The organism is Gordonia araii NBRC 100433 (genome assembly GCF_000241265.1).
Classification (GTDB): Bacteria; Actinomycetota; Actinomycetes; order Mycobacteriales; family Mycobacteriaceae; genus Gordonia; species Gordonia araii.
This window is the reverse complement of the sequence record NZ_BAEE01000036.1, coordinates 147,308-172,651: the sequence shown is the minus strand read 5'-3', so window position 1 is coordinate 172,651 and position 25,344 is coordinate 147,308. Positions and strand designations below refer to the sequence as shown.

General features: G+C 68.4%; 27 protein-coding genes. 7 read left to right on the top strand and 20 right to left on the bottom strand.

Annotated elements, in window-relative coordinates:
* Nucleotides 1-12 precede the first annotated feature (12 nt).
* From GOARA_RS06390 to secA2, 7 genes are all read right to left on the bottom strand, one after another.
* The gene (locus GOARA_RS06390) at nucleotides 13-624 is read right to left on the bottom strand and encodes a MerR family transcriptional regulator (RefSeq protein ID WP_138947569.1); all 612 of its coding nucleotides are present in this window, start codon (nucleotides 622-624) and stop codon (nucleotides 13-15) included.
* 152 nt (nucleotides 625-776) lie between these two features.
* Nucleotides 777-1,289 carry a bifunctional nuclease family protein gene (locus tag GOARA_RS06385; protein ID WP_007321513.1) on the bottom strand — a complete coding sequence of 171 codons (513 nt, stop codon included), beginning with the start codon at nucleotides 1,287-1,289 and terminating at the stop codon, nucleotides 777-779.
* 24 nt (nucleotides 1,290-1,313) lie between these two features.
* Nucleotides 1,314-1,988, bottom strand: a complete 675-nt coding sequence (gene ftsR / locus GOARA_RS06380; RefSeq protein WP_040522012.1) for a transcriptional regulator FtsR — start codon at nucleotides 1,986-1,988, stop codon at nucleotides 1,314-1,316.
* A 38-nt stretch (nucleotides 1,989-2,026) separates the two neighbouring features.
* Nucleotides 2,027-2,482: a glycogen accumulation regulator GarA gene (gene garA, locus GOARA_RS06375; RefSeq protein WP_007321511.1), complete on the bottom strand. Its 456-nt coding sequence runs from the start codon at nucleotides 2,480-2,482 to the stop codon at nucleotides 2,027-2,029.
* A 225-nt stretch (nucleotides 2,483-2,707) separates the two neighbouring features.
* A complete protein-coding gene (gene gcvH / locus GOARA_RS06370; RefSeq protein WP_007321510.1) occupies nucleotides 2,708-3,109 on the bottom strand; it encodes a glycine cleavage system protein GcvH in 402 nt (133 codons plus the stop codon).
* On the bottom strand, nucleotides 3,102-3,761 hold the full coding sequence (locus GOARA_RS06365) for a CDP-alcohol phosphatidyltransferase family protein (RefSeq protein WP_007321509.1): 660 nt from the start codon (nucleotides 3,759-3,761) through the stop codon (nucleotides 3,102-3,104). Before GOARA_RS06365 ends, gcvH begins: the two co-directional genes overlap by 8 nt.
* 9 nt (nucleotides 3,762-3,770) lie before the next feature.
* The gene (secA2, locus tag GOARA_RS06360) at nucleotides 3,771-6,278 is read right to left on the bottom strand and encodes an accessory Sec system translocase SecA2 (RefSeq protein ID WP_040521936.1); all 2,508 of its coding nucleotides are present in this window, start codon (nucleotides 6,276-6,278) and stop codon (nucleotides 3,771-3,773) included.
* A 100-nt stretch (nucleotides 6,279-6,378) separates the two neighbouring features.
* On the opposite strand from secA2, the gene GOARA_RS06355 reads away from it, so the two are divergent.
* Nucleotides 6,379-6,825, top strand: a complete 447-nt coding sequence (locus GOARA_RS06355; RefSeq protein ID WP_007321507.1) for an META domain-containing protein — start codon at nucleotides 6,379-6,381, stop codon at nucleotides 6,823-6,825.
* A gap of 7 nt (nucleotides 6,826-6,832) precedes the next feature.
* Here the strand turns inward: GOARA_RS06355 and GOARA_RS06350 are convergent, their stop codons facing one another.
* Entirely contained in the window at nucleotides 6,833-7,726 is an 894-nt protein-coding gene (locus GOARA_RS06350) for an AIM24 family protein (RefSeq protein WP_007321506.1), read from the bottom strand.
* A gap of 167 nt (nucleotides 7,727-7,893) precedes the next feature.
* Here GOARA_RS06350 and GOARA_RS06345 point away from each other — a divergent pair, with 167 nt between their 5' ends.
* On the top strand, nucleotides 7,894-9,183 hold the full coding sequence (locus GOARA_RS06345; protein ID WP_040521932.1) for a polysaccharide pyruvyl transferase family protein: 1,290 nt from the start codon (nucleotides 7,894-7,896) through the stop codon (nucleotides 9,181-9,183).
* On the opposite strand, the gene GOARA_RS06340 is transcribed toward GOARA_RS06345, so the two are convergent.
* Nucleotides 9,180-9,968, bottom strand: coding sequence for an ABC transporter ATP-binding protein (locus tag GOARA_RS06340; protein ID WP_007321504.1), 789 nt, complete (start codon nucleotides 9,966-9,968; stop codon nucleotides 9,180-9,182). The two genes, GOARA_RS06345 and GOARA_RS06340, sit on opposite strands and share 4 nt — an antisense overlap.
* A gap of 91 nt (nucleotides 9,969-10,059) precedes the next feature.
* On the opposite strand from GOARA_RS06340, the gene GOARA_RS06335 reads away from it, so the two are divergent.
* Nucleotides 10,060-11,118, top strand: coding sequence for an NAD-dependent epimerase/dehydratase family protein (locus GOARA_RS06335; protein WP_007321503.1), 1,059 nt, complete (start codon nucleotides 10,060-10,062; stop codon nucleotides 11,116-11,118).
* A 4-nt stretch (nucleotides 11,119-11,122) separates the two neighbouring features.
* On the opposite strand, the gene GOARA_RS06330 is transcribed toward GOARA_RS06335, so the two are convergent.
* The 8 genes from GOARA_RS06330 to GOARA_RS06295 all read right to left on the bottom strand — a co-directional run bounded on the left by GOARA_RS06330 (nucleotide 11,123) and on the right by GOARA_RS06295 (nucleotide 18,174).
* Nucleotides 11,123-11,569 (bottom strand): lipoprotein LpqH, encoded by a 447-nt coding sequence (locus tag GOARA_RS06330; RefSeq protein WP_007321502.1) that lies wholly within the window; start codon nucleotides 11,567-11,569, stop codon nucleotides 11,123-11,125.
* Between the two features lie 125 nt (nucleotides 11,570-11,694).
* Complete coding sequence (locus GOARA_RS06325) at nucleotides 11,695-12,048, bottom strand: metal-sulfur cluster assembly factor (RefSeq protein ID WP_007321501.1); 354 nt, start codon at nucleotides 12,046-12,048, stop codon at nucleotides 11,695-11,697.
* Complete coding sequence (gene sufU / locus GOARA_RS06320) at nucleotides 12,045-12,524, bottom strand: Fe-S cluster assembly sulfur transfer protein SufU (protein WP_007321500.1); 480 nt, start codon at nucleotides 12,522-12,524, stop codon at nucleotides 12,045-12,047. The genes GOARA_RS06325 and sufU overlap by 4 nt, the downstream gene beginning before the upstream one ends.
* 3 nt (nucleotides 12,525-12,527) lie before the next feature.
* Entirely contained in the window at nucleotides 12,528-13,817 is a 1,290-nt protein-coding gene (locus GOARA_RS06315) for a cysteine desulfurase (RefSeq protein WP_007321499.1), read from the bottom strand.
* A gap of 52 nt (nucleotides 13,818-13,869) precedes the next feature.
* Entirely contained in the window at nucleotides 13,870-14,640 is a 771-nt protein-coding gene (gene sufC, locus GOARA_RS06310; protein WP_007321498.1) for a Fe-S cluster assembly ATPase SufC, read from the bottom strand.
* Nucleotides 14,641-14,708: 68 nt separating this feature from the next.
* The gene (gene sufD, locus GOARA_RS06305; RefSeq protein ID WP_007321497.1) at nucleotides 14,709-15,920 is read right to left on the bottom strand and encodes a Fe-S cluster assembly protein SufD; all 1,212 of its coding nucleotides are present in this window, start codon (nucleotides 15,918-15,920) and stop codon (nucleotides 14,709-14,711) included.
* Nucleotides 15,920-17,326, bottom strand: a complete 1,407-nt coding sequence (gene sufB, locus GOARA_RS06300; RefSeq protein ID WP_373277722.1) for a Fe-S cluster assembly protein SufB — start codon at nucleotides 17,324-17,326, stop codon at nucleotides 15,920-15,922. Before sufB ends, sufD begins: the two co-directional genes overlap by 1 nt.
* 47 nt (nucleotides 17,327-17,373) lie before the next feature.
* The gene (locus GOARA_RS06295; RefSeq protein WP_007321495.1) at nucleotides 17,374-18,174 is read right to left on the bottom strand and encodes a helix-turn-helix transcriptional regulator; all 801 of its coding nucleotides are present in this window, start codon (nucleotides 18,172-18,174) and stop codon (nucleotides 17,374-17,376) included.
* Nucleotides 18,175-18,284: 110 nt separating this feature from the next.
* Here GOARA_RS06295 and mptB point away from each other — a divergent pair, with 110 nt between their 5' ends.
* From mptB to GOARA_RS06280, 3 genes are read left to right on the top strand one after another with little or no spacing between them, the layout of a single operon-like run.
* The gene (gene mptB / locus GOARA_RS06290; RefSeq protein WP_007321494.1) at nucleotides 18,285-20,069 is read left to right on the top strand and encodes a polyprenol phosphomannose-dependent alpha 1,6 mannosyltransferase MptB; all 1,785 of its coding nucleotides are present in this window, start codon (nucleotides 18,285-18,287) and stop codon (nucleotides 20,067-20,069) included.
* Nucleotides 20,070-20,079: 10 nt separating this feature from the next.
* On the top strand, nucleotides 20,080-21,042 hold the full coding sequence (locus tag GOARA_RS06285; protein WP_007321493.1) for an ABC transporter ATP-binding protein: 963 nt from the start codon (nucleotides 20,080-20,082) through the stop codon (nucleotides 21,040-21,042).
* Nucleotides 21,039-21,845 (top strand): ABC transporter permease, encoded by an 807-nt coding sequence (locus GOARA_RS06280; RefSeq protein ID WP_007321492.1) that lies wholly within the window; start codon nucleotides 21,039-21,041, stop codon nucleotides 21,843-21,845. Before GOARA_RS06285 ends, GOARA_RS06280 begins: the two co-directional genes overlap by 4 nt.
* On the opposite strand, the gene GOARA_RS06275 is transcribed toward GOARA_RS06280, so the two are convergent.
* On the bottom strand, nucleotides 21,832-22,821 hold the full coding sequence (locus GOARA_RS06275) for a COX15/CtaA family protein (RefSeq protein ID WP_007321491.1): 990 nt from the start codon (nucleotides 22,819-22,821) through the stop codon (nucleotides 21,832-21,834). The two genes, GOARA_RS06280 and GOARA_RS06275, sit on opposite strands and share 14 nt — an antisense overlap.
* 39 nt (nucleotides 22,822-22,860) lie before the next feature.
* A complete protein-coding gene (locus GOARA_RS06270; protein WP_007321490.1) occupies nucleotides 22,861-23,241 on the bottom strand; it encodes a hypothetical protein in 381 nt (126 codons plus the stop codon).
* Nucleotides 23,242-23,285: 44 nt separating this feature from the next.
* Here GOARA_RS06270 and GOARA_RS06265 point away from each other — a divergent pair, with 44 nt between their 5' ends.
* Entirely contained in the window at nucleotides 23,286-24,251 is a 966-nt protein-coding gene (locus GOARA_RS06265; RefSeq protein WP_007321489.1) for a quinone oxidoreductase family protein, read from the top strand.
* Nucleotides 24,252-24,342: 91 nt separating this feature from the next.
* Here the strand turns inward: GOARA_RS06265 and GOARA_RS06260 are convergent, their stop codons facing one another.
* The gene (locus tag GOARA_RS06260) at nucleotides 24,343-25,275 is read right to left on the bottom strand and encodes a heme o synthase (protein ID WP_245548370.1); all 933 of its coding nucleotides are present in this window, start codon (nucleotides 25,273-25,275) and stop codon (nucleotides 24,343-24,345) included.
* Nucleotides 25,276-25,344: the final 69 nt, after the last annotated feature.

The following is a 25,344-nucleotide window of genomic DNA, read 5'->3' as shown; positions in this document are numbered from 1 at the left end:
TCTACCCGGTGGTTAGCCGGTCTTGCGCGCGCGGCGCCGGGCCGCGAGTTCGTCCTCCGGGGCCGCCTCGGACTCGGCGCCGTCGGCGCGCTCACCCGGGAAATCGGCGATGGTGCCGGTCAGCTCGCGCATCGCACCCGACACGGCGATGCCGAACACGCCCTGGCCGCCCTGCAGCAGATCGATGACCTCTTCGGCAGACGTGCATTCGTACACGGTGGTGCCGTCGGAGAACAGGGTCACACGGGCCAGGTCTTCGACGCCGCGCTGGCGGAGGTGGTCGACGGCGACGCGGATGTTCTGCAGCGAGATCCCGGTGTCGAGGAGCCGCTTGACGATCTTCAGGACGAGGATGTCCTTGAACGAGTACAGGCGCTGGCTGCCCGATCCGGCGGCACCCCGGATCGACGGCACGACGAGCCCGGTCCTGGCCCAGTAGTCGAGCTGGCGATAGGTGATGCCGGCGATCTGGCACGCACTGGGCACGCGGTAGCCGACGAGTTCGTCGGGAACCTCGTCGCCGGGGAACAGGCCGGGTGCGACGTCGGCCAACGAACCCTGCGCGCCCGCCCGATCCGAACCGTTCGGGGTCTTGTCGTCGCCCACTGCTGTTCTCCTCGCCATTGCTGGTCTTCAGACTACGCCGGTCATCGGTGATAGTGCCCGGCCATGGCGATAACGGTAGGCAACCGGGCATCCGGGGGCAACGCGACTCGCTGAAGTCCAAACCTAAAGTTGAGGTAGAGACCGAACCGTGACCTTTCCGTCACCGGCGGCTAGTCGCCACCCGCGTTTCCTTCGCCCATGTTGAAATCGTCGGGCGAGACCTGGTCCAAGAACTCCTTGAACCGCTCCACCTCGTCTTCTTTAAGACCGGATCCCTCGACTTCGTCCTCGTCGGGGATCATCAAGCCGGCTTCGGCCAGCACCTCTTCGTCGGCATGTATCTCCGCGCCCGACCTCATCGCCACCGCGACCGCGTCGGACGGGCGGGCGGAGACGACGACGGAATCGGCGAAGACCATTTCGGCGTAGAAGGTGCCCTCGCGCATGTCGACGATGCGAACCTGCTCGAGCTTTTGCCCGAACGTCTCGACCAGATCGACGATCAGATCGTGGGTCAGTGGGCGAGGCGGCTCAATCCCCTTCTGGTGCAAAGCGATTGAGGCCGCTTCATTCTGACCGATCCAGATTGCCAGGTAGCGCTCGCCGCCGACCTCCCGCAGGAGCAGCACGGGTTGCGCCGCGGGTGACTCGACCCGGATTCCGACAACCTCCATCTGGCCCATACGGCAAATCTACACGGATACGCCTCAGTCGAGGATGTCGCGAACCGCGGCCTTCACCAGTTGGGTGTGCAGGGTGACCGACAGCGCCGCGATCTCCCGCACGAGTTCGTCGGCCCGGTCGCGAGCGCCGGTGCCCTTGCCCTTGGCGATCGGGCTGGCGATCTGCCCGACGAGGCCCGCCTCGCGGTCCGCGGAGACCTTGAAAGCCCGGAGGTGACGCGTTTGCAGTCCGTAATTGGCCAAGGCAGCGGCGGCCTCGACCAGCCGGACCGCGTCTTCGTCGAAGAACCCGCCGGCGCCGGCGCTCAGCAGGCCGTTGCGCATCAGCTCGGTGATGAAACCGGTGTCGGCACCGGTGCGCTCCATCAGGTCCTCGCGGGAGATTCGACCGCTGCGGGCACCGAAGTCAGTCGCCGGGGCGACGGTGCCGCGGGCGGTGGACAGCATGGCGACGCCGGCCTGATCGTCGCGATCCATCGCCTCCAACTGCTCGCGAATCACCTTGAGCGGAAGGTAGCGGTCGCGCTGCGCGGTCAAGACGAACCGCAGCCGCTGGTAGTCGTCCTCGCTGAACCGCCGATAGCCCGACGGCGCGCGCTCGGGGGTGACGAGCCCCTCCGATTCGAGGAATCGAATCTTGGAGATCGTCACATCCGGGAAGTCGTCACGCAGCCTGGCCAGGACCGAGCCGATGGACATCGTCGACTCGCCGCGCTGCTGCGGCGCGGGCGCCGGAGTCACGAGGTAGGTGAACCGTCTCGCGGACCGGCCAGGAACACGAGGCGGAACTTCCCGATCTGGACCTCGTCGCCGTTGCCCAGCGTCGCAACGTCGACCGGCTCGCGGTTGACGTAGGTGCCGTTGAGGCTGCCCACGTCAACGACCTGGAACTCGCCGTCGCCGAGGCGGAACTCGGCATGGCGGCGGCTGACCGTCACGTCGTCGAGGAAGATGTCGCTGTCGGGATGCCGACCGGCCGACGTCGTGGCCTGGTCGAGCAAGAAGCGCGAGCCGGCATTCGGGCCTCGTTTGACCACCAGCAACGCCGTTCCCGGTGCGAGTCGTTCCACGCCGAGATCGGCGGGTTCGCTACCCGAGGAACTTGATGCGTCCAACTCTTTGATGATCTCTTCGCGAAACACCGAGGTCGTCTCGACCGGTGCTTCAAACCCGTTGTCGTTGTCGCTCACCACTTCTCCTGTCGTCTTCCCCATCGGCGGCGCGGGCAGGCGGTTGCCGCCGCGCGCCGCAAAACATTGCTCCGCAGATAATTTCCGCACCGATCCGGTGCCCCGAATCCACCGTGAGAAGCACCGCCAATCATACCGGTGCTCCGGTAATCCCACGCCTTCGTTGGGACCTGTGGGACCGGCCGACCCCAAGTCGTTATCTACTCGGGCCGCGCCTGCGCGGGATCGTTACCCCGCGGTCTGAGCCCGGTAGGCCGCGGCGTCGAGTAGCCCGGCCAGCAAGTCGTCGGCAGTTCCCGAAGCGACCCGCAGCTCGGCCAGCCACCCCGCCCCGTAGGGGTCGGAGTTCACCAGATCGGGCGACGCCTCCAGCGCGTCATTGACCGCGACGACCTCGCCCTCGAGCGGGCTGTAGATGTCGGACACGCTCTTGGTCGACTCGACCTCGGCGAACGAATCGCCACTGGCGACAGCGTCGCCGGCGCCCGGCAGCTGCACGAACACCACGTCACCGAGCTGGTCCTGCGCGTAGTCGGTGATCCCGACCCGCACGGTCGTCTCGTCGACCTTCACCACCCATTCGTGCTCAGCGGTGTAGCGGAGTTCTTCGGGGATGTTCGAATCAGCCACTTGCCTTCCCTTCGTCGGCGATAACGGTATCGGGTGCGGATGCGGGCGGCGCATCGGGGTTCGGCTGTACTCGTCCGACGTCGCTCCGCAGCAACAGAATCGTCTGGTACCAGTACAGGACGAAGGTCCAGAGGTAGAGGGCGACGCCCCAGATCAGCAGTGCCCAGCCGAAGGGCAACGCGATCCGGCCGACGACCGTGTCGAGCTGGCCGAGCAGGATCCACGGGAACGCGCTCATCAACGCGAAGGTCGCCGCCTTGCCGATGTAGAGCACGGGCAGCGCGACGACGCCGCGGGACCGCAGCAGGGGCACCTGCAGCGCCAGGAGAACATCGCGGGCGACGATGATCCCGATGAGCCACCACGGAATGATTTCGCGGACGCCGAAGGCCAGCGGGATCGCGATGATGTAGATCCGGTCGGCCAGCGGGTCGAGCAGCGCGCCGATCGACGACGACTGGTCGAGCAGCCGGGCCAACTTGCCGTCGAGCCAGTCGGAGAACCCGGACACCATCAGGATGGCGAAGGCCCATCCGTCGGCCTTCTCCACGAGGAGTACATAGAGAAAGACCGGGATCAGGATAAGGCGCAGCACGCTGAGCGCGTTCGGGACGGTGACGACCCGGTCGCGCTCGCTGTGCTCCCCCGTCACGACGGCCGCCTAGCGGAAGACGCCGATGATGCCCTGCAGCATCTTGGCGCCGCCCGAGGAGAACAGGTTGTCGTGGACCATGTACGTCCAGGTCGACGTCGAGCGATGCCGTCCCGCGCTGTCCAGATCGACACCGGCATTGGTGATGGTCGCGGTGCGGAAGGTCTTGCGGGCCTCCTCGACCGCCTCGCCCGGGAGCTTGGTGAACTCGTCGAGGATCAAGCGGTGGAACTCGTCGAGCGGCGATTCGCGACCGATCGCGCGCAGATGGATGCTGGACCGCACGTCGGAGACGTAGGCGAGGTGATCACTCCAGGCCCGGTCGAGGTGGTACAGCATGATCTCGCGCGCGGCCTGTTCCAGTACGGCCTTGTCGACCTTCTCGGTGATCGGACCGAAGTCGCTGGTGTCGTCGGGATCGACGCTCTTGCTCTTCTTGGTCTCTTTGGATTTCGGCGCCTTCGACTTGCCGTTGGCGGCGTCGCCGTTGTCCGCCTTCTCGCCGGAGTCCTCGGTGTCGGCCTTCTTCTCGTCGTCGGCTTTCTCGTCGGCCGGCTCGGCGTCGGCCTTCTTCGTCGGAGCCGGGAGCCGGCCGTCGAGCAGGCTCTGATAGCGGACCGGTTCGAGTTCGGCGAGGCTGGTCAGCCCCTCGTCGGTGCGCAGCAGTTCCATCCGGCGGGCGACGATGATGTCGCGCTGCTGGTTGACCAGCGTGTTGTAGCGCCAGGTATTCGCGTGCAGTTCGAGCATGACGCCCTCGGCGACGCGCTGCGCCTGCTCGATGAGCTCGCTGCCTCGTGACCCCATCGATCCGTCGGGCTCCGATGACTCCGGATCGCGCTTGAACGAGAGGTTGCGCGTGACCAGCGGATCCTCCAACGAGGAGAAGAACACCGAAGATCCGGGGTCCCCCTGCCGGCCGGCGCGACCGCGCAGCTGGTTGTCGAGGCGCTCGGTGTCGTACCGACCGGTGCCGATGACACACAGACCACCGAGATCGGCGACCTCGTCGTGCTCCTCCGTCGTCGCCTCCGAGCCGCCCAGCCGGATGTCGGTGCCGCGGCCGGCCATCTGAGTGGAGACGGTCACTGCGTCGAGCTTGCCCGCATCGGCGATGATCGCCGCTTCCTCGGCATCGTTCTTGGCGTTGAGCACCACGCACGAGACACCGGCCTTCTCCAGGAAGTACGCCAATTCCTCGGACTCGGCGACGTCGTGGGTACCGATGAGAATCGGCCGCCCGATCTCGTGGATCTCCTGGACGTAGGAGACGATCGCCTCGACCTTGTTGGCCTTGGTGTCGTACACGCGGTCGGGCTCGTCGATCCGGATGTTGTCGGTGTTCGGCGGGATCTGCGAGACGTAGAGGTCGTAGAACTGGCGGAACTGCTCGCCGGCGGCGAGCGCGGTGCCGGTCATGCCGCACACCTTCGGGTAGCGGCCGATCAGCGCCTGGACGGTGATCGTGTCGATCACCTCGCCCGAATCGGTCTGGTCGAGCCGCTCCTTCATCTCGACGGCCGCCTGCACGCCGTCGGGCCAGCGCTGCAGCTGGGCGACACGACCGCGGGAGGCGTTGATCAACTTCACCTTGCCGTCGCGCACGATGTAGTGCACGTCGCGCTCCAGCAGGTAGTACGCGTACAGCGCGATGTTCGTGTGCACGAGGGTGGTCCCGACGTGGGCCTCGCTGTAGAGGTCGACGCCCAGCTCCTGCTCGACGAAGGCGGCACCCTCGTCGGTCAGGCTGATGTTGCGGCCCTCGGTGTCGATCTCGTAGTGCTTGGTCTTCATCCGCGACACGACGTCGTGGATCGCACCGTCGGCGACCTCACCCGTCGCCGAACCCGCGAGGATCAGCGGCACCAGCGCCTCGTCGACGAGCACCGAGTCGGCCTCGTCGATGACGGCGACATCCGGTTTGGGCGAGATCAGTTCGTCTTCATGCGTCACCAGTTGGTCGCGCAGCACGTCGAACCCGATCTCGTTCACCGAACCGTAGGTGACGTCGGATTCGTATGCGGCCTGCCGCTCGTCCGACGTCGACGATTCGCCGATCGCGCCGACGCTGATGCCGAACATGTCGAACAGCGGACGCATCCACTCCGCGTCGCGGTTGGCGAGGTAGTCGTTGACCGAGATGACGTGCACCTTGTGCCCGATGAGGACGTAGCCGACGGCCGCGATCGCACCCGACAGCGTCTTGCCCTCGCCGGTCGCCATCTCGACGACGTCGCCCTCGAGCATCCGCAACGAGCCCTGCAACTGCACGTCGTAGGGCCGCAACGAGAGCGATCGGTCGGCGGCCTCGCGGACCAGGGCCAGGAACTTCGCGCGGTCGACCAGGTCGGAGGCGATCTCCAGCTCGCGAGCAGCGGCGGCGAACTCGTCGTCTTCGAGCCCCGCGGCCCAGTCTTCGTGCTCCGCGGCCCGCTTGATCAGCGCGACCGACTTCGACTGGTTGCGACCGCTCTGGGCTCCGAGGAGCCGCCACATCGTATTGGAAAGCTTGCCCACCGGGTAATCCGTCTCCTGAGTTGATTCCGTCAGCGTCCCCACGGTAGCGCACCGCCGGCAACGGGTGACCTATTGCCAGCCCGGCGGTAGCGTGGTCGACATGTTGACCACGACCAGCCCCCGTTCCGTTTCCGCACGCACCGCCGCCGCGGTGGCCGTCTCCGCGGCCGCGGGCGCCGCCCTACTGGTGTCGCCGGCGACCGCCGACGCCGTGCCGGGCCTGACCGGCAGGTCTTTCGTCTCGACATCGGTCACGCCGCTGCCGATTCCCGGCGGCGGCCCGCTGAAGATCAGTTTCGGCGCCAAAGACCGAGTCAGCCTGACCGCAGGGTGCAATCAGATGGGCGGCACCGCGAAGGCCCGTGGCGGACGCCTGCACTTCTCCCGGCTGGCGTCGACGATGATGGCGTGTCCGCCGCCGCGCAACCTGGCCGACGCGTGGGCCTCCAACTTCGCCAAGAAGGCTCCGCACTACCGCGTGGCCGGGCCCGTGCTGACCCTGTCGACTCCGACCACGACGGTCGTGTTGCGCGAGACGCGCCGCTGATCGCCCGCTACTGGACGGGGAACTGGATTCCCTCGGACGGCTGGACGATCACGAAGCCCGGTCCGCTGAACGCGACCTGCACCGCCTCACCCGAGCCGCGTCCGATCAGCGCGCTGGCCTTCATGCTCGACACCAGGTGGGTCTGCAGGTTCGCCGACCACGCCACGATTGCGTCGGTGTCGGCGTAGGTGGGCGCCTCGGCGGCGTTCAGCACGACCGGTGGGCCGTCAGTCGTCAGCGCCACCCAGCCACTACCGCGCAGCAGGGTGTTGAACAGGCCGCCGGTCAGCATGCTGCCGCCCTTGACCCGCTCGATGTTCCAGTCGAGGCTCGCCGAGAAGGCGAGGACGTTGGTGCCGCTGATCGACAGCGCCGAGTTCTCCAATTGGAGCAGGTGCACGTCCTTGGCCAGGTCGGCCAAGAACACGTCACCCTGCCCAGCGCAGCGCATGAGCGGCAGTCCCTCGCCGGTCAGAGCCTTCTTGATGAACCGCGAGGCTCCGCCGCCTTCGAAGGCGAAGTCGACGTTGCCCTGGTAGGCCACCATCGAGCCCTGCCGGGCGAAGAAGGGCTCACCGACGCGCACCCGGAGCATCTTCCGGTTCTGCTTGGCGATCGGCGACTCCTCGTTCTCACTGAAGCGACCGTCGACGAGTTCGCCGCTGATGCCGGCGAAAGAGTCGGCGAGCGACGGGGCCTGCTGACCGCCGTGCTGTTGCGGGGCCTGCGGTTGCGGCGCCGGCTGCTGCTGCTGCGGCGCGGGCTGCTGGCCGGGTGCCGGCGCGCCGAGCGGCGCGGTGAAGACCTGCCCCTGGTTGCCGACCTGATCGGTCCATTGCTGTCCGTCCCACCACCGGACCTCGAACTGACCACTTGGATCTGGGCGCCATTCACCAGCCACCGTGCACTCCTCCGCTGTTGTTCTTTGCCGCGCCGATCGTCGGCCGACGCGGATTGCCCGGCCCAGCCTAGTGGCTGGTAGCCGGTTTCGGCGCGCCAGTCAAACCGTCGAGTTGCTCCCCGAGCGCACCAAACGACCAAACCCGGCGTCGGTAGCATTGTCGCGTTATGAGTTCACAGCGCGTGTCCACACGCATCGCCCGCGCGATTCGCCGCGAGGAGATCATCTACCTCGTCGCCCCGTCCGGCTACCCGAACTACGGCGACGAGTTGATCGCCTACACGTGGCTGGCCCATCTGCGTCGCGTACGGCCCCGGGCCACGGTCGTCCTCGATTGCCACACGCCGGGGCAGGCTGCGCTGATCCTTCGGCATGCGAACCCTCGCGCCGTCTTCACCGACACGCTGTGGCGGCTGAGCGAGCACGCGCGGGTGATCGCGGCGGGCGAGGATGTCGACGAGGCCGTCGACCCGGAACGATCGTGGGAGTGGGTGGCCCGGGCCGCGAGCCAGCTCGGACTCGCCCCCTACCTGGGCGAAGGCGTCGACCTCATCCTGCAGGCTTCGTCGCTGCATCTTCTCGGCGGCGGTTACGTCAATCGGCAGTGGCCGCACCACGCGGGGGTCATCGCGGCACTGGCCGCCGTCGGTTCGAAGACCGGTGCACCGGTCTTCGCCACCGGCCAGGGGCTGCTGCCACTTCTCCCCGATGCGCAGTGGGCGGCACTTCAGAATTCCGCGCGCGCCTTCACCGTTTTCGACGTCCGCGACGCCGCGTCGCAAACAGCCCTCAACGGCGTCGCCCTCTCCGGCGGCGACCGGGTGACGCAGACCGGCGACGACGTGTGGCTGTCCCTCCCCACGCACGGCTGGAGCGCACGCCTGGTCGACGAGGTGCGCAAGCGCCGTGGCGGCGAGGTCCTCCCCGACGACGGCGTCGTGCTGTGCATGCAGTCCGACCTGGTCGACGACTTCGTTTTCGACGGGGCGTCCGGACTGGAGGCCCTGGCCGATTTCACCGCCGCCACGCTGTCGCACTGGCGGGTGCCCGCCGAGAAGGTCACCGTCGTCGAGGCGATCCCCGGCCACGACTACGCCGTCGCCGAACGGCTGGGCGACCGGCTCGCGGGCGCCAACGTCCGTTCCTTCCTGACGACCTGGCGCGAAGGTCTGCCCATCGGCCAGGGCCAGACCTGGTTGACCACGCGGTTTCACCCCCACCTGATCGCTGCGGCCGCGGGCGACAGCGGTGCGGCGATCGTCACCAAGCCCGACTACTACGGGACCAAACACCAGTCGTTGACCGACGCCGGGTCGAAATGGACGGTGGTCACCGACGCGACCGTCCCGGACCGGCCGCACGCCGGTGGGTTCTCCCCCGCCGACCGCGAACGCAACGTCGCCGCCAAGCAGGAACTGGCCGAGCGCCTCTACCCGTCGCGCCGGCTCGGCCGTTAACGAGCGCGGGCGGAGAACCGGCCGTCGGCGTAGCCGACCGCGATCGGATGGTCGAAGGCATCGCTGACCTTCTGGGTCGTCAGGGTGTCGCGCGCCGCGCCCGACGCCGTGACGCGACCGTCGGCGATCAGCACCGCGTGCGTCGTGGTTTCGGGCAGTTCCTCTAGGTGGTGGGTGACCAGCACCGAGGTCATCGAGGCGTCCGACGCCGCCAGCCGGTCCATCGTGGCGAGGTACTGCTCGCGCGCGGCGACGTCGAGTCCGGTCGTCGGCTCGTCGAGCAGCAGCAGGCGCGGTTGCGGAATGAGCGCCCGGGCGATGAGGGTGCGTCCGCGCTCGCCTTGTGACATCGACTGCCAAATCGACTCACGGTGGGCCGAAAGCCCCACCTCGATCAGGAGGTCGTCGGCACGCGCGATCTGCTCGGCAGTCGGCTGCCAGCGCATGGGGAGGTCGATGGTCCCCGTGATACCCGTCAGCACGACCTCGCGGGCGGTCAGCGGCGTGGCCAGGCGGTGGCGGGGGTCGACATGGCCGATGTGGGTCCGCAGTTCGGCGAGATCGACGCGACCGAGACGCCGCCCGAGCACCTCGACGGTGCCCGACGTCGGGTGGGTGCGGGCGGCGCAGAATCCGAGCACGGTGCTCTTGCCCGCGCCGTTGGGGCCGAGCATCGCCCAGTGTTCACCGGTGCGCACTTCGAGCTCGATGCCGTGCAGGATCTCGATGCCGTCGCGGCGAAACGTGACGTCGCGCAGTTTCAGGACGGTACTCACCGAAACCACGCTAGTGAGGCGTCATCGGATCGAAGTGACAGACCCCTCGCCGCTGCGTACAGTAACTAGAACGTGTTCTAATTCTGACGGGAAGTGAGCCATGCGTGTAGCGGTGACCGGCGCGGCCGGATTCGTGGGAACCAATCTCATCGACCGGTTGGTGGCCGACGGACACGAGGTCCTGGCGATCGACCGTGCCGTCCCCGCCGAGTCGACGCATCCGGTCGAGCGATGCACCTGGCGCGAGATCGACATCTTCGACGTCCCGTCGTTGACCGAGGCCCTGACCGGCGTCGACCGGGTCTTCCACCTGGTCGCGATGATCACCCTCAAGCAGGAGGACCCCGTCGCGTGGCGCGTGAACACCGAGGGCGTAGGCGCGGTCGCGCGCGCGGCGCTGGCCGCCGGGGTCGGCCGATTCGTGCACTGCAGCTCGATCCACTCCTTCGACCAGTACGCCACGTCCGGAGTGCTCGACGAGTCGTCGTCGCGCGCGGCCGACCCGGGCATACCGGTGTACGACCGGTCCAAGTGGGCTGGTGAACAGGAACTGCGCGCGGTCGTGGCCGACGGTTTGGACGCCGTGATAGCGAATCCGACGGGCGTCTACGGCCCCGCGGACGGGATCGGCGGGCGCCCGCTGTCGCGGATCAACGGAATGCTGCGCGACGCCGCGCGAGGCGTGGTGCCGGTGTTCATCGAAGGCGGCTTCGACCTGGTCGACGTTCGCGACGTCGCCGCCGGACTCGCTCTCGCGGCGGAGCACGGCCGTACCGGCGAGAACTACATACTCGGCGGCGAGCAGGTCCGCCTGATGGACGCGATGAGATCGGCCGCCAAGCTGACCGGCCGGATGCAGCCGGCCTTCGCAATCCCGAACGGCCTGCTCAAGGCAGTGATCGCCGCTGCGGAACCGCTCGGTCACCTGTTCGGCTCCGACCTCGTTTCCCGCGCGTCGATCTCGGCCATCCAGGCGGCACCGAGCGTCGACTGCACCAAAGCGCGCGCCGAACTCGGGTACGCACCGCGCCCGAGTTCGCAAACGGTCAGCGACCTGGTGAGTTTCCTCGCCGACCACGACCGGCTCGGACGTGCGCGTCCGGTCTCGGAACTGCGCTACCAACCGGTCGTCGCCACCACGGCATCCGGTCCCGCCTGAGCGCCTACGGGCAGCGAACCTTGAATTCGAAGGACTTCTTCGACGGCTGCAACGGGTTGGACATGTTGATGCCGGTCGCCTCACCGGTGATCGTGTAGGTCTTCAACACCTTCTTGACAGTGGCACTGCCGCCACCCGGGATGCCCTGTACGAACCCCAGCGTCACGCCGTCGATGGCGCCGAGGCCGACGGAAATGACCTGCGGGTTGTCGCCCTCGGTCACCACGGCGGCGATGGCCGACTTGCCCGCCTCGGAGCCGACGCCGATGTTGACCCGGCCGTCGCCGGTCACGCAACCGACGGTCTTGTCGGCCAGGTTGAGTTCCTTGCCGTCGACCTTGATCGACGCGTCACCGCCGTCGGCGATGGGGTTGTCCACCGAACTGCAGGCGGGCAGCAGGAGCGCGATGGCACCCGCACCGAGGACGGCGGCAATCTGAGTTCTACGCATGCGGATGAGCGTAGATGATTGCCTCTCCCCGCCGAGTGGGCACCTCAACCCCGCCGAGTGGGCACCTCACCCATGCCGAGTGGGCACCAGTCGGCGTTAGGGGCGGGAAGGAGTTGGTTGGCCGGTTAGACGGTGAAGCCCAGGGCGCGTAGCTGTTCGCGGCCGTCGTCGGTGATCTTCTCCGGACCCCACGGCGGCAGCCACACCCAATTGATCTCCAGATCGGTGCACAGCCCGCTGGAGACCAGCGCGGCGCGCGCCTGGTCCTCGATGACGTCCTGCAACGGACAGGCCGCCGACGTCAGCGTCATATCCAGCTTGGCGATCGCTTCGTCGGTGACGGTCATGTCGTACACCAGTCCGAGGTCCACGACGTTGATCCCCAGCTCGGGGTCGACGACGTCGCGCATCGCCTCTTCGACATCCTCGAGCTGAGGCAGCGACGTGCTCGGTTCGCTCTGCGGCGCGGTTTCGGTCATGTCAGTTCCTCTTCTCGGGTCTTGTGCTCGCCTGCGTCCTCGACCGCACGGCTCAGCGCGTCCTTGAAGGCCATCCACCCCAGCAAGGCGCATTTCACGCGCGCCGGGTATTTGCTGACGCCGGAGAACGCGATGCCGTCGCCGATGACCTCGTCGTCGCCGGCGTCGGTGCCGCGCGAGGTCATCATCGCGGTGAAGGAGTCCAAAATCGCCAGCGCCTCGTCGACGGGCAGCCCGACGAGCTGGTCGTAGAGCACCGACGTCGAGGCCTGCGAGATCGAACATCCCTGTCCGTCGTAGGACACGTCGGCGACCTCGCTGCCATCGGCGGACAGCTCGACGCGCAGGGTGACTTCGTCACCGCATGTCGGGTTGACGTGATGGACCTCGGCGTCGAACGGTTCGCGCAGGCCCCGCCCATGCGGGTGCTTGTAGTGGTCCAGGATGACGTCCTGGTACATCTGCTCCATCCGCATCGGTCAGCGACTCCCGAAGAATTGCTGGGCCTTCACGATCGCTGCCGCCAGCCGGTCGACCTCGTCGAGGGTGTTGTAGGCGGCGAACGATGCGCGCGCCGACGCCGCGATCCCGAAACGCCGGTGCAGCGGCCACGCACAGTGGTGTCCGACGCGGATGGCCACGCCCTCGTCGTCGAGGATCTGGCCCAGGTCGTGCGCGTGCACGCCGTCGACGACGAAGGACACCGCTCCGCCCCGCGCGTCGGCTTTGGTCGGTCCGATGATGCGGAGCCCCGTGATCCCGCCGAGCGCTTCCAGCGCCGCGGCGGTCAACTCGTGTTCATGCGCGGCGACGGCGTCCATGCCGAGATCGTTGAGATACTCGACCGCCGCACCGAGACCGACCGCTTGTGACGTCATCGGCACCCCTGCCTCGAACCGCTGCGGCGGCGGGGCGTAGGTCGACACCTCCATCGTCACCGTCTCGATCATCGATCCGCCGGTGAGGAACGGGGGCATCTGGTCGAGCAGTCGCGCCTTTCCGTAGAGCACGCCGACGCCGGACGGACCGAACATCTTGTGCCCCGAGAACGCGGCGAAATCGACGTCGAGGGCGGCGAAATCGACGGCCGTGTGCGGGACCGACTGGCACGCGTCGAGGACGACCAGCGCACCCACCTCCCGCGCCCGGCGGACGATCTCCGCAACATCGGCGACCGCGCCCGTGACGTTCGACTGGTGGGTGAACGAGACGATGCGGACCGACTCGTCGAGGGTGAGCGAATCGAGGTCGATGCGACCGTCGTCGGTCACGCCGTACCACCGCAACGACGCGCCGGTGCGACGGCACAGCTCCTGCCACGGGACGAGGTTCGCGTGATGCTCCAGTTCGGTCACCACGACCGTGTCGCCGGGACCGATCGCCTTCCCCCCGAGCACGGTGGCCGCTCGGTCGTCGGAAAGCGAATACGCCACCAGATTGAGCGCCTCGGTGGCGTTCTTGGTGAAGACGATCTCGTCGGCGCCGACCCCGACGAACCGCGCGATCACGTCACGGGCGTGCTCGTAGGCATCGGTCGCCTCTTCGGCGAGCTGGTGGGCGCCGCGGTGCACGGCCGCGTTGTGGTTCAGCAGGAATTCGCGTTCGGCGTCGAGCACCCGCAACGGACGCTGGGCCGTAGCCCCGGAATCGAGGTAGGCCAGCGGCTTCCCGTCCCGCACCCGACGGGCCAGGATGGGGAAATCCGCGCGGACACCGACGACATCGAGCGGGCCCGGTGTCGTCGCGGTGTTCTGCTGAGCGATGCTCACGCTGTCTCCTGTCACGCTGATGAGTGGTGCTGTGCTGTTCGCGGCCGTCCGGCTACTTGGCGGCGGCGCCGGCGAACCGGACGTAGCCGTTGGCCTCCAACTCGTCGGCGAGTTCCGGACCGCCCGACTCGACGACGCGGCCGTCGACGAAGACGTGCACGAAGTCCGGCTTGATGTAGCGCAGGATGCGCGTGTAGTGGGTGATGAGCAGAACCCCGCCGTCCTCCTCCTGCTTGTAGCGGTTCACGCCTTCGGACACAATGCGCAGCGCGTCGACGTCGAGGCCGGAGTCGGTCTCGTCGAGGACGGCGATCTTCGGCTTGAGCAGATCGAGCTGCAGGATCTCGTGACGCTTCTTCTCACCGCCGGAGAAACCCTCGTTCACCGACCGCTCGGCGAAGGCCGGGTCGATGTCGAGGGCCTTCATGGCTTCCTTGGTCTCCTTGACCCAGTGGCGCAGCTTCGGCGCCTCGCCGCGCACGGCGGTCGCGGCGGTCCGCAGGAAGTTCGACATCGAGACCCCGGGCACCTCGACCGGGTACTGCATGGCGAGGAAGATCCCGGCGCGGGCGCGCTCGTCGACGGTCATCTCCAGGACGTCCTCGCCGTCGAGCGTGATGCTGCCCTTGGTGACCTCGTACTTGGGATGCCCGGCGATCGCGTACGACAGCGTGGACTTGCCCGAACCGTTCGGGCCCATGATCGCGTGCGTCTCCCCCGACTTCACGGTCAAGTCGACGCCTTTGAGGATCTCGATCGGCTCGGCTTCGGGGTCGGTGGTGGCGACCCGCACGTGCAGGTCGCGGATTTCCAGGGTGGTCACTTCAATTCCTCGTGGTTTCTCTTGTCTGGGCTGTGATGGCTGTCGGTTGATGACGGCGGTCTCGACGGCTACGCGCCGCCCGCCGCCAGTTCCAGTTCGGCCTCGACGGCCTCGGTCAGGCGTTCCCGCAGGGCGGGCACCGGGATCTTCGCGATGATCTCGCCGAAGAAGCCGCGCACCACCAGGCGACGCGCCGTCTCCTCCGGAATGCCGCGTGCCATCAGGTAGAACAGCTGCTCGTCGTCGAAGCGTCCGGTCGCGCTCGCGTGTCCGGCGCCGACGATCTCGCCGGTTTCGATCTCCAGGTTCGGCACCGAATCGGCGCGCGCGCCGTCGGTGAGCACCAGGTTGCGGTTGAGTTCGTAGGTGTCGGTGCCCTCGGCGGCCGGGCGGATCAGCACGTCGCCGATCCACACGGTGTGCGCCTCTCGACCGTGCCCTTGACTCGGGTCGCCCTGCAGCGCGCCCTTGTAGGTGACGAACGACCGGCAGTGCGGCTGCGAGTGGTCGACCAGCAGGCGCTGTTCGAGGTGCTGCCCGGCGTCGGCGAAGTACAGGCCCCACAGTTCGGCGTCGCCGCCCGGGGCGGCGTAGCGCACGATCGGCGAGAGCCGCACGAGATCGCCGCCCAGCGAGACCGCGAAATGTCGCAGCGTCGCGTCGCGCTGCAGCAGCGCGTGGTGCGCAGCGACGTGGACCGTGTCGTCGGCCCATTCGTGCAGGTTGACGACGGTGAGATGCGCGCTGTCGCCGACGACGAACTCGATGTTCTCCGCGTAGGTACCGCTGCCGCGCTGGTCGATCACGATGGTCGCCTTGGCGAACGGCTCCAGCCGGATCTGCACGTGACCGTAGGCCACCTCGTCGACACCCGGTCCGGTGACGGTGACCGCGACCGGCTCGTCGAGAACCGTCTCGGAGGCGACGGTGACGATCGTGGCCTCGGGGAACGAGGAGAACGCCTGCGCCGCGATCCGGTCGAACGGAACGCCGCCCTCGCCGAGTCGCTCGTCGCCGCGGGCGACGGTCTCGACCGTCACGCCCGCGGGCAGCGACGCACCCGAACCGGCGACCTCGACGGTGGCGGTGCCGGTCGCCGGAGCCGATCCGTTGTGCAGCCCCCGAAGCCGGCGGAACGGGGTGAACCGCCACGCTTCCTCGCGCTGGCCCGGTACCTCGAAAGCGTCGACGTCGAACGAGGTGAAGAGTTCGCCCTTGTTGGTGACGACACTGGATCCGGGTGCCTTCACGGCGCTGTCGGTACCGATTGCCTCTGCCATCAGCCGACGGCTCCTTCCATCTGCAGCTCGATGAGCCGGTTCAGCTCGAGCGCGTACTCCATCGGCAGTTCCTTGGCGATCGGCTCGACGAAGCCGCGGACCACCATCGCCATCGCCTCGTCCTCGGTCAGACCACGGCTCATCAGGTAGAAAAGCTGGTCGTCGGAGACCTTGGAGACGGTCGCCTCGTGGCCCATCGTGACGTCGTCCTCGCGGATGTCGACATACGGGTAGGTGTCGCTGCGGCTGATCTGGTCGACGAGGAGGGCATCGCACTTCACCGTCGAACGGCTGCCGTGCGCGCCGTGGTTGATCTTGATCAGGCCGCGGTAGGACGCGCGGCCGCCGCCGCGGGCCACCGACTTGGACACGATGTTGCTCGACGTGTTCGGCGCGAGGTGGACCATCTTCGATCCGGTGTCCTGATGCTGACCGGCACCGGCGAACGCCACCGAGAGCACCTCGCCCTTGGCGTGCTCACCGGTCAGCCAGACCGCCGGGTACTTCATCGTCACCTTCGAGCCGATGTTGCCGTCGACCCACTCCATCGTCGCGCCGGCTTCGGCCTTAGCGCGCTTGGTGACCAGGTTGTAGACGTTGTTCGACCAGTTCTGAATCGTCGTGTAGCGGCAGCGACCGCCCTTCTTCACGATGATCTCGACCACGGCCGAGTGCAGCGAGTCCGACTTGTAGATCGGCGCGGTGCAGCCCTCGACGTAGTGCACGTAGGCATCCTCGTCGACGATGATCAGCGTCCGCTCGAACTGGCCCATGTTCTCGGTGTTGATGCGGAAGTAGGCCTGCAGCGGGATGTCGACGTGCACGCCGGGTGGCACGTAGATGAACGACCCGCCCGACCACACGGCGGTGTTGAGCGCGGAGAACTTGTTGTCGCCGGCGGGGATCACCGAGCCGAAGTACTTCTGGAAGAGCTCCGGGTGCTCGCGCAGGCCCGAGTCGGTGTCGAGGAAGATGACGCCCTTCTCCTCCAGGTCCTCGCGGATCTGGTGGTAAACGACCTCGGACTCGTACTGCGCGGCGACACCGGCGACCAACCGCTGCTTCTCCGCCTCCGGGATGCCCAGCTTGTCGTAGGTGTTGCGGATGTCCTCGGGCAGGTCCTCCCAGGACTGCGCCTGCTTCTCCGTCGACCGCACGAAGTACTTGATGTTGTCGAAGTCGATGCCGTCGAGTTCGGCGCCCCAGGCCGGCATCGGCTTGCGGTCGAAGATGCGCAGCGCCTTGAGCCGCTGCTCCAGCATCCACTCCGGCTCGTCCTTCTTCGCCGAGATGTCGGCGACCACGGCGTCGGACAGTCCGCGCTTGGCCGATGCGCCGGCCTCGTCGGAGTCCGCCCAGCCGTAGCCGTAGGTACCCAGGGATGCGATCGTCTCGTCCTGGGTCATCTGCGGCGCGGTCGCGACCGGCGCCTGTGGTGTCGGCTCGGTAAGCGTCATCGGGAGCCTTCCTTCTTCCTCGGCGCGGGCTGTGCGCCGATTGCTGGTGCTGCGGCCTGGGCTGGCGTCGCAGTCGTGGACGTGTGAACAGTCAGCGGGATGTGCGTCGTGCAGGCACAGTCGCCGTTGGCGATGGTCGCCAGGCGCTGCACGTGGGTGCCGAGCAGTTCGGTGAACCGCTGCGTCTCCGCTTCGCACAGCTCCGGGAACTCGGCCGCGACGTGCGCGACCGGGCAGTGGTGCTGGCAGATCTGCATGCCCGAACCGACTTCCCGGGTGTTGGCCGCGTACCCGGCGCTGGTCAGCGCCGAGGCGATCGCGTCAATCGTGGCCGGTACCTCGTCGAGGTCGCCGGCCGGGTCGATGCCGTCGGTCACCCGGGCGATGCGGTCGTGGGCGAAGGCGGCGACCGCCTCCTCGCCCCCGGCCGCCCGCAGGGCGCGCAACGCGGCACTGGCCAAGTCGTCGTAGGCGTGGCGCAGCTGCCCGCGCCCCGTCGCGGTCAACTGGAACCATTTGGCGGGGCGGCCGCGGCCGCGCTGTCCACCGCCGAATCCGTGATCGGTCTGGGCCGTCTCGACGTCACCCGCGGCCAGCAGGGCGTCGAGATGACGACGAACGCCGGCCGGGCTGATGCCGAGGCGCTCGGCGATGTCACCGGCGGTCAGGGGGCCGTCCTCGCCGAGGAGCTCCACCACCGTGTGCCTAGTCTGACCGTCGGCCGGACCGGTTGCCCGCGCCTGCCCAGCATCGACCGCCGCGCCGGTGGCGCGCACGGTTCGACGGCGAGTGGTCATGCTTTTCACAACACAAGTGTGACTTAATTTCTTCCGCCCCCACAAGCAAGGGTCGCCTTACCATCGTGCGGCCGCGATTGGGCCCGAACCGCCGACTAGAGTCTTGTTCCGTGGCCACCTCGTTGCTCGACTACCTCGGGCTGACGCCCCGTCGCGGGCGATCGCAGCCAGCACCGGCCGCGGAGGCCGACCGGCCGGGCGACTACGGTGTCGCCGTCGCGGGGTTGCACGCCGACGAGGCCGAGGTCGGCCCCCTCAACGCCGACGAGAATAAATGTCTGACCCGCATCAAGATCTTCGGGGCCACCGGATCGATCCTTTTGCTCATCGGCTCGCTGGGGACCGGCGCAATCCCGGTGAGCCAGAACCCGGTGGCCGGGCTGCGGTTGCTCTCGCTGCCGTCGCGGATGTTCTCCACCGCGCTCACGCTGAGCATCGGCGGAACGCTCATGCTGGTGGTGGCGTGGCTGCTGATCGGCCGGTACGCGGTCGGACGGCTGGGCGTGGAAGTGTTCCACGGCACAACCCCGGCACGGCGCATGACCCGGCGGCAGGCCGACCGCACCCTGCTGCTGTGGCTCGCGCCGATTCTCATCGCACCGCCGCTGCTGAGTAAAGACATCTACTCCTACCTGGCCCAGAGCGCGATCGGGTACATCGGCAAAGACCCGTACACGGTCAGCCCGCTCAACGGACTGCCCCCCGACCATCCGCTGTACGAGCTGGCCGGGTCGGTGCCCAACATCTGGAAAGACACCCCGGCGCCCTACGGCCCGCTGTTCCTGTGGCTCGGCGAACACATCACGGCCCTGAGCGGCGACAACATCACCGTCGGGATCTTCCTGCACCGCATGCTCGCCCTGGCCGGTGTCGCCATGATCGTCTGGGCCCTGCCCCGCCTGGCCCACCGCTGCGGCGTGTCCCCGATCGCGGCGCTGTGGCTCGGCGCGATGAACCCGCTGGTGATCCTGCATCTGGTCGGCGGCATCCACAACGAGTCGCTGATGCTGGGCATGATGCTCGTCGGCCTCGAGCTCGGACTCGCCGCGGTGGACTCGACGCGGTCACTGCACAGTGATCGATCGCGCTGGTTGCCGTCGGCCGCGGGGTGGTTACTGCTCTCCGGGACCGCGGTCATCGCGATGTCGTCGATGATCAAGGCCACATCGATCATCGCCCTGGGCTTCCTCGGCGTCGCCCTGGCGCGACGGTGGGGCGCGACCCTGCCCGCCCTGCGCCACGCGCCGCTGCGGCAGTGGTGGTCCCGGTCGAGAGACTCTTTCCTCGCGTTGATGCGCTCGGCCGCGCTGATGGGCATCGTCGCCGTGGTGGTCATCGTCACCATCTGCGTGGGCACCGGCCTGGGCTTCGGCTGGACCAGGACGCTGTCCACCGGCGACATCGTGCGGTCGTGGATGTCGATGCCAACGCTGCTGTCGGTCGGTGCCGGACGCATCGGCATCGGCCTCGGCCTGGGCGACCACACCCAGGCGATCCTCGATATCGTGCGTCCTCTCGCGCAGCTCATCGCCGGCGCCTTCATCGTCCGGTGGCTGCTCGCCTCGCTCGGCGGTCGCATCCATCCCATCGGCGCCCTGGGCATCTCGATGGCGACGATCGTCGTCTTCTCCCCCTTCGCGCAGGCCTGGTACCTGCTCTGGGCGGTCATCCCCCTGGCCGCCTGGGCCTCGGACCGCTGGTTCCGGCTCGGTGCGATCGCGTCGTCGGCCCTCATCGCGACGGTCGTCATGCCCACCAGCTCGAATACGTCGGGCATCGTTCTGGCTCAGGGCCTCTCCGCGGCGTTCCTCATGGTCGCGGTGCTGACCGCGCTGTTCTTCGACGACCGGCCGCGGTGGCTGCCCGGCATCCGGCGGCGGAATGCCGACGAATAGGCTGAGAACCGTGCCGAGCACCGAATCACCCGCCGAGACCGTCGCCGACGACGCCGTCGCGATCTCCGGTCTCCGCAAGTCCTTCGGCTCGCAGCTCGCCGTCGACGGGATCGATCTGACGCTTCGCCGCGGAACCGTGCTCGCGCTCCTCGGCCCCAACGGCGCGGGCAAGACGACCACGGCCGAGATCTGCGAGGGGTTCACCGCCCCCGACGCCGGTGAGGTGCGCGTGCTCGGCCTGGACCCGCGCCGCGACAACGACGCGCTGCGGTCCCGAATCGGTGTCATGCTCCAAGGCGGCGGTGCCTATCCGGGCGCCAGGGCGGCCGAAATGCTGCGGCTCTGCGCGAGCTATTGCGCCGACCCGATCGACCCGGATTGGCTGCTCGACGTCCTCGGCCTCGACTCCGTCGGCGCCACCCCGTTCCGGCGGCTCTCCGGCGGCCAGCAGCAGCGACTGTCGCTGGCCTGCGCCGTCGTCGGGCGCCCCGAACTGGTCTTCCTCGACGAACCGACCGCCGGACTCGACGCCCACGCCCGGATCGTCGTGTGGGACCTCATCAGCGCGCTGCGCGCCGACGGTGTGAGCGTGCTGCTGACGACCCACATGCTCGATGAGGCCGAGCGCCTGGCCGACGACATCGTGATCATCGACGCCGGGCGGGTCGTCGCGGCCGGCACCCCCGACGAGCTGACGGCCCGCGAATCCGGCGGTATCCGGCTGAGCGCCCAGCCCGGGCTGCCGATCACCGATGCCGCCGCCGCGATGAGCAGGTCCTGCGGGGGCGCGGTGACCGGCGCCGAGGTCGCTCCCGGCGACTACACGCTGAGCGGCCCGGCCACCCCCGGCGCGATCGCGGCGCTCACCGCTTGGTGCGCCGACCGCGACGTACTCCTGACCGAACTCCGCGTCGACAGCGTCAGCCTGCAAGACGTCTTCCTCAATCTGACCGGACGGGAGGTCCGCGCGTGAATTCCCCCGCCCGCCCGGCGACCGAGACCTTTCCGCCGGGATCCTTCACCCCCGACCCACGGCCGGCGCCGATCCCGTCGATGGTCGCGGCACAGTCGGCGCTCGAGCTGAAACTGCTGTTGCGCAACGGCGAGCAATTGCTGCTGACCATGTTCATCCCGGTCACGCTGCTCATCGGACTGTGCCTGGTCCCGTTGTCGACCGACGCGGGCGATACGGCGGCGGCGCGCGCACACACGTTCCTGCCGGTCATCCTCACCGTCGCGATCATGTCGACGGCGTTCACCGGGCAGGCCATCGCGGTGGGGTTCGACCGTCGCTACGGCGCGCTCAAACGCCTCGGCGCGACCGCGATCCCCCGGTGGGGGGTCATCGCGGGGAAGTCGATCGCGGTCGTCATCGTCGTCGCGGCGCAGATGGTGCTCCTGAGCGCGATCGCGGCCGTCTTCGGCTGGCGCCCCAACGCCGCGGGCATCGGATTCGCCGCGCTGGCCATCGTGTTGGGCACCGTCATGTTCGCCGCGCTCGGGCTCGCGCTGGGCGGCACCGGCAAAGCGGAAGTCGTCTTGGCCGTGGCCAACTTGATCTGGTTCGTCCTCGCCGGGTTCGCCAGCATGGTCGTCCTCGGCTCACGCGTGCCCGACACGCTGCGGGCGGTGGCCAGCGGTACGCCCTCGGGCGCTCTCGCCGACGCGCTGCAGAAGGCGGGCGACGGCCAGTTCGCACCGACCGCCTTCGTGCTACTGGTCCTGTGGGCGATCGCCGGGACTGCCGTGGCCGTCAAGTGTTTCAGGTTCGACTGAGTTCCTCGGCCTTGTCCGCGTCGACGCGCGGTCGCAGCGCCTGATAGAGGATTGCCGTCTCGGCGATGACCGAACACGCACCGGCGACGTGGAGGACGACGAGAAGCGCCGGGACGTTCGTGAAGTACTGCACGACGCCGATTAAGGACTGCGCCGCGACGACGATCAGCACGATGCGACAGCGTCGCAGCACCTCGGGGGTGGGATAAGCGCGCCGGATCACGAGCAGCGCGGCAACCACCAGCCCGAGGAACACCACCACAAGCGCGGTGTGAATCGAGGTGAGCAGCGGGATGCTGACGTGGAGACGGTCGATCGCCTCCGGCCGGGTCCGGTCGCCGGCGTGCGGTCCGGCTCCGGTGACCGTGACGCCTGCCGCCAGCGCGAAGGCCAATGCCACCGCCGACGCGGCGACGAGGCTGCGGGCGCGGCGCGGCGCGGCGTCGACCGGCACACCGTCGTCGGGCTGGCCGACCTTCACGTACAGGGTCGCAGCCAGCCACACCATGGCGGTCGAAACCAGCAGGTGAGCCCCGACGACCCACCACTTGAGACCGGCCAGCACGGTGACCCCGCCGAGCACGCCCTGCGCGAAGGTCGAGGCGGGCAGGATCCACGCGTACACCAGCACCTCGCGGCGCCGGCGCGCGCGGCTCACCGCCAACACGATGGCCGCCGCCGTCGTCACGACGATCCAGACGGCGATCTGCCGGTTGCCGAACTCGATGGCCTGGTGCCACCACGGCACCTCGTCGGACGGGATCGGCAGCAGCGAATCGTCGTGGCACTTGGGCCAGGTCGGGCAGCCCAGGCCGGAACCGGTGACGCGCACGATAGAACCGGTGACCGCGATCAGCGCTTGGCTCAGCAGGGCAGCCAAGGCGATACGCCGCTGGGTGCGCACGGTGGGCAACGGCAGGAGATCCACCACGCGATACCACGTGCGGACGATCGGGTTGGGAGCCACGTCGCTCATACTACGTAGTGTCGTAGAAGCGCTGGTCCACGGGTGGGATCAGTCGAGGATCGAGGAGTTGCGAGCCTTGGGGAATCGGTGCTGATGCGCGACCCAGCCGGCCATCTTGCGCCAGTGCGACGGCGTCACCGTCGCCTCGGAGACCAGCTCGCGGGTCCATTCCTCCGACACGGTCAGGCCCTCCACCGCATCGACGACGGCGTGCGCGGTGGGTTCGTCGGCCACGACACGGTCGCCGAGGATGCCGCCGTCCTGCCCGACGAGGGTGATGCGGATTCCCGCGTCCCCGATGGGCTGCAGGATGGCGGTAGCCGCTCCGCCCTCGCGCTCGACGTAGCGGCGGATCGAGTTCACGACCCCGCCGGGGATCGTGGGCGCTGCGGTCTCGGCGGTCGGCGTCTCAGCGGTGTCCTCGCTCATAGCCGTCGATGATACTGCCCGCCCGCCGGTGTAGAACTGGGGACATGCGCGCGATCGTCGTCACCGCCCACGGCGGGCCCGATGTCCTGACGTGGCAGGAGCGGCCCGACCTCGCTCCGCGGCCCGGACAGGTCCTCGTCCAGAACAAGGTCGCCGGGGTGAATTTCATCGACACCTACCTGCGTCGCGGCCTGTACCCCAGCGACCCGCCGTACGTGCCCGGCACCGAGGGCTCCGGTGTGGTCGCGGCACTCGGCGACGGCGTGACCGGGTTGTCGGTCGGCGACCGCGTCGCATGGTGCGACGCGCCCGGCTCCTATGCCGAGCAGGTCCTGGTCAATGCGACGCGCGCGGTCCGCGTGCCGGCCGAGGTCGCCGACGAGGTGGCCGGCACGATGCTGCTCCAGGGGCTGACCGCCGACTACTTGCTTCGTGGCGCGGCACACCCGCGGCCGGGCGACACCGTCCTGGTGCACGCCGGCGCGGGCGGGGTGGGGCTGATCCTCACCCAGCTGGCCGTCGCCGCCGGGCTGACGGTGATCTCCACGGTCTCCACCGATGAGAAGGAAGTCCTCTCCCGCGAGGCCGGGGCCGCTCACGTCCTTCGCTACGGAAACGACCTCGCCGATCGGGTGCGCGGGCTGACCGGCGGCAAAGGCGTCGCCGTCGTCTACGACGGGGTGGGCGCCGATACCTTCGACGCGAGTATCGCGGCGACGGCCGTGCGCGGCACCGTCGTGCTCTTCGGTGCGGCCAGCGGCCCCGTGCCCCTGTTCGACCTGCAGCGCCTCAACACCGCCGGATCGCTCTCGGTCACGCGGCCGACACTGGCACACTTCATCGCCGATCCCGACGAATTCGCCGAGCGGAGCGGGCGACTGGTCACCGCCGTCGCCGACGGAACGGTCCGAATCCGCGTCGGCGCGCACTATCCGCTGGCCGACACCGCACAAGCCCATCGGGATCTGGAATCACGGGCCACCACGGGGTCGATCGCGCTGATGGCGTAGTGCCCAGTCGGCGTGGGTGAGGTGCCCACTCGGCGTGGGTGAGGTGCCCAGTCGGCGTAGGTGAGGTGCCCACTCGGCGTTTGGGGTGGGCTTAGGAGAAGTAGGACGCGATGGTCGGCAGGTGGAAGACCGCGTCGATGGCCAATCCGCAGAACAGCAGCGCCAGGTATTCGTTGGACTGCAGGAAGACCTTCAGCGGGACGACTTCCTTGCCCTGACGCGTCTCGCGGTACAGCTTCCACACTCGCTGCGCGAACCACGCCCCGGCGAGAACGGCAACGGCGGCGTACACCACGCCCGCCGCGGGGATGAGGACGAAGGACGTGATCACGGTTGCGATGGTGTAGAACACCATCTGCCTGGTCACCTGCTCTTCGGTCGCGACGACGGGCAGCATCGGCACACCGGCCGCTTCGTAATCCTCGCGGTAGCGCATTGCCAGCGCCCACGTGTGCGGCGGTGTCCAGAAGAAGATGACGAGGAAGAGGACGAACGGCTCCCAGCTGAGCGAGCCGGTGACCGCGGCCCAGCCGACGAGCGTCGGCATGCAGCCGGCCGCGCCGCCCCAGACCACGTTCTGCGAGGTGCGCCGCTTGAGGATCAGGGTGTAGACGCCGACGTAGAACGCGATGGTGATCATCACCAGCACGGCCGCCAGCAGGTTGGTGAAGCGCCACAGCACGACGAAGGACGCGGCGCCCAGCACGATGCCGAAGACCAACGCGGCTCGCGGCGTCACCGCGTGGCGCGCCAACGGCCGGCGCTGGGTGCGGCGCATCTTCTGGTCGATGTCGGCGTCGGCCACCATGTTCAGCGTGTTGGCGCTCGCCGCGCCCAGCCAGCCGCCGATCAGCGTCGCGGCGATCAGACCGATGTCGACGGTGCCGCGGTCGGCCTGCAGCATCACCGGGATGGTGGCGACGAGGAGGAGTTCGATCACCCGCGGCTTGGTCAGGGCGACATAGGCGGCGGCGACGTTGCGCGCCCGCCGCGGAAGCGACTGGTCGGGCGAGTGATCGGCCACCGGCGTCTCGGTGTCCACACGCTCACTGCTCAACTGTCACTCCGCTTGTCCGAAACGCTCGACTCACCC

Bases quoted from the DNA above. Each gene is read 5' to 3' on its own strand.
- GOARA_RS06390 (WP_138947569.1), bottom strand. From the start codon at position 624: ATGGCGAGGAGAACAGCAGTGGGCGACGACAAGACCCCGAACGGTTCG.
- GOARA_RS06385 (WP_007321513.1), bottom strand. From the start codon at position 1,289: ATGGGCCAGATGGAGGTTGTCGGAATCCGGGTCGAGTCACCCGCGGCG.
- ftsR (WP_040522012.1), bottom strand. From the start codon at position 1,988: ATGTCCATCGGCTCGGTCCTGGCCAGGCTGCGTGACGACTTCCCGGAT.
- GOARA_RS06355 (WP_007321507.1), top strand. From the start codon at position 6,379: ATGTTGACCACGACCAGCCCCCGTTCCGTTTCCGCACGCACCGCCGCC.
- GOARA_RS06345 (WP_040521932.1), top strand. From the start codon at position 7,894: ATGAGTTCACAGCGCGTGTCCACACGCATCGCCCGCGCGATTCGCCGC.
- GOARA_RS06335 (WP_007321503.1), top strand. From the start codon at position 10,060: ATGCGTGTAGCGGTGACCGGCGCGGCCGGATTCGTGGGAACCAATCTC.
- GOARA_RS06330 (WP_007321502.1), bottom strand. From the start codon at position 11,569: ATGCGTAGAACTCAGATTGCCGCCGTCCTCGGTGCGGGTGCCATCGCG.
- GOARA_RS06325 (WP_007321501.1), bottom strand. From the start codon at position 12,048: ATGACCGAAACCGCGCCGCAGAGCGAACCGAGCACGTCGCTGCCTCAG.
- sufU (WP_007321500.1), bottom strand. From the start codon at position 12,524: ATGCGGATGGAGCAGATGTACCAGGACGTCATCCTGGACCACTACAAG.
- sufD (WP_007321497.1), bottom strand. From the start codon at position 15,920: ATGGCAGAGGCAATCGGTACCGACAGCGCCGTGAAGGCACCCGGATCC.
- sufB (WP_373277722.1), bottom strand. From the start codon at position 17,326: ATGACCCAGGACGAGACGATCGCATCCCTGGGTACCTACGGCTACGGC.
- GOARA_RS06295 (WP_007321495.1), bottom strand. From the start codon at position 18,174: ATGACCACTCGCCGTCGAACCGTGCGCGCCACCGGCGCGGCGGTCGAT.
- GOARA_RS06275 (WP_007321491.1), bottom strand. From the start codon at position 22,821: ATGAGCGACGTGGCTCCCAACCCGATCGTCCGCACGTGGTATCGCGTG.
- GOARA_RS06270 (WP_007321490.1), bottom strand. From the start codon at position 23,241: ATGAGCGAGGACACCGCTGAGACGCCGACCGCCGAGACCGCAGCGCCC.
- GOARA_RS06265 (WP_007321489.1), top strand. From the start codon at position 23,286: ATGCGCGCGATCGTCGTCACCGCCCACGGCGGGCCCGATGTCCTGACG.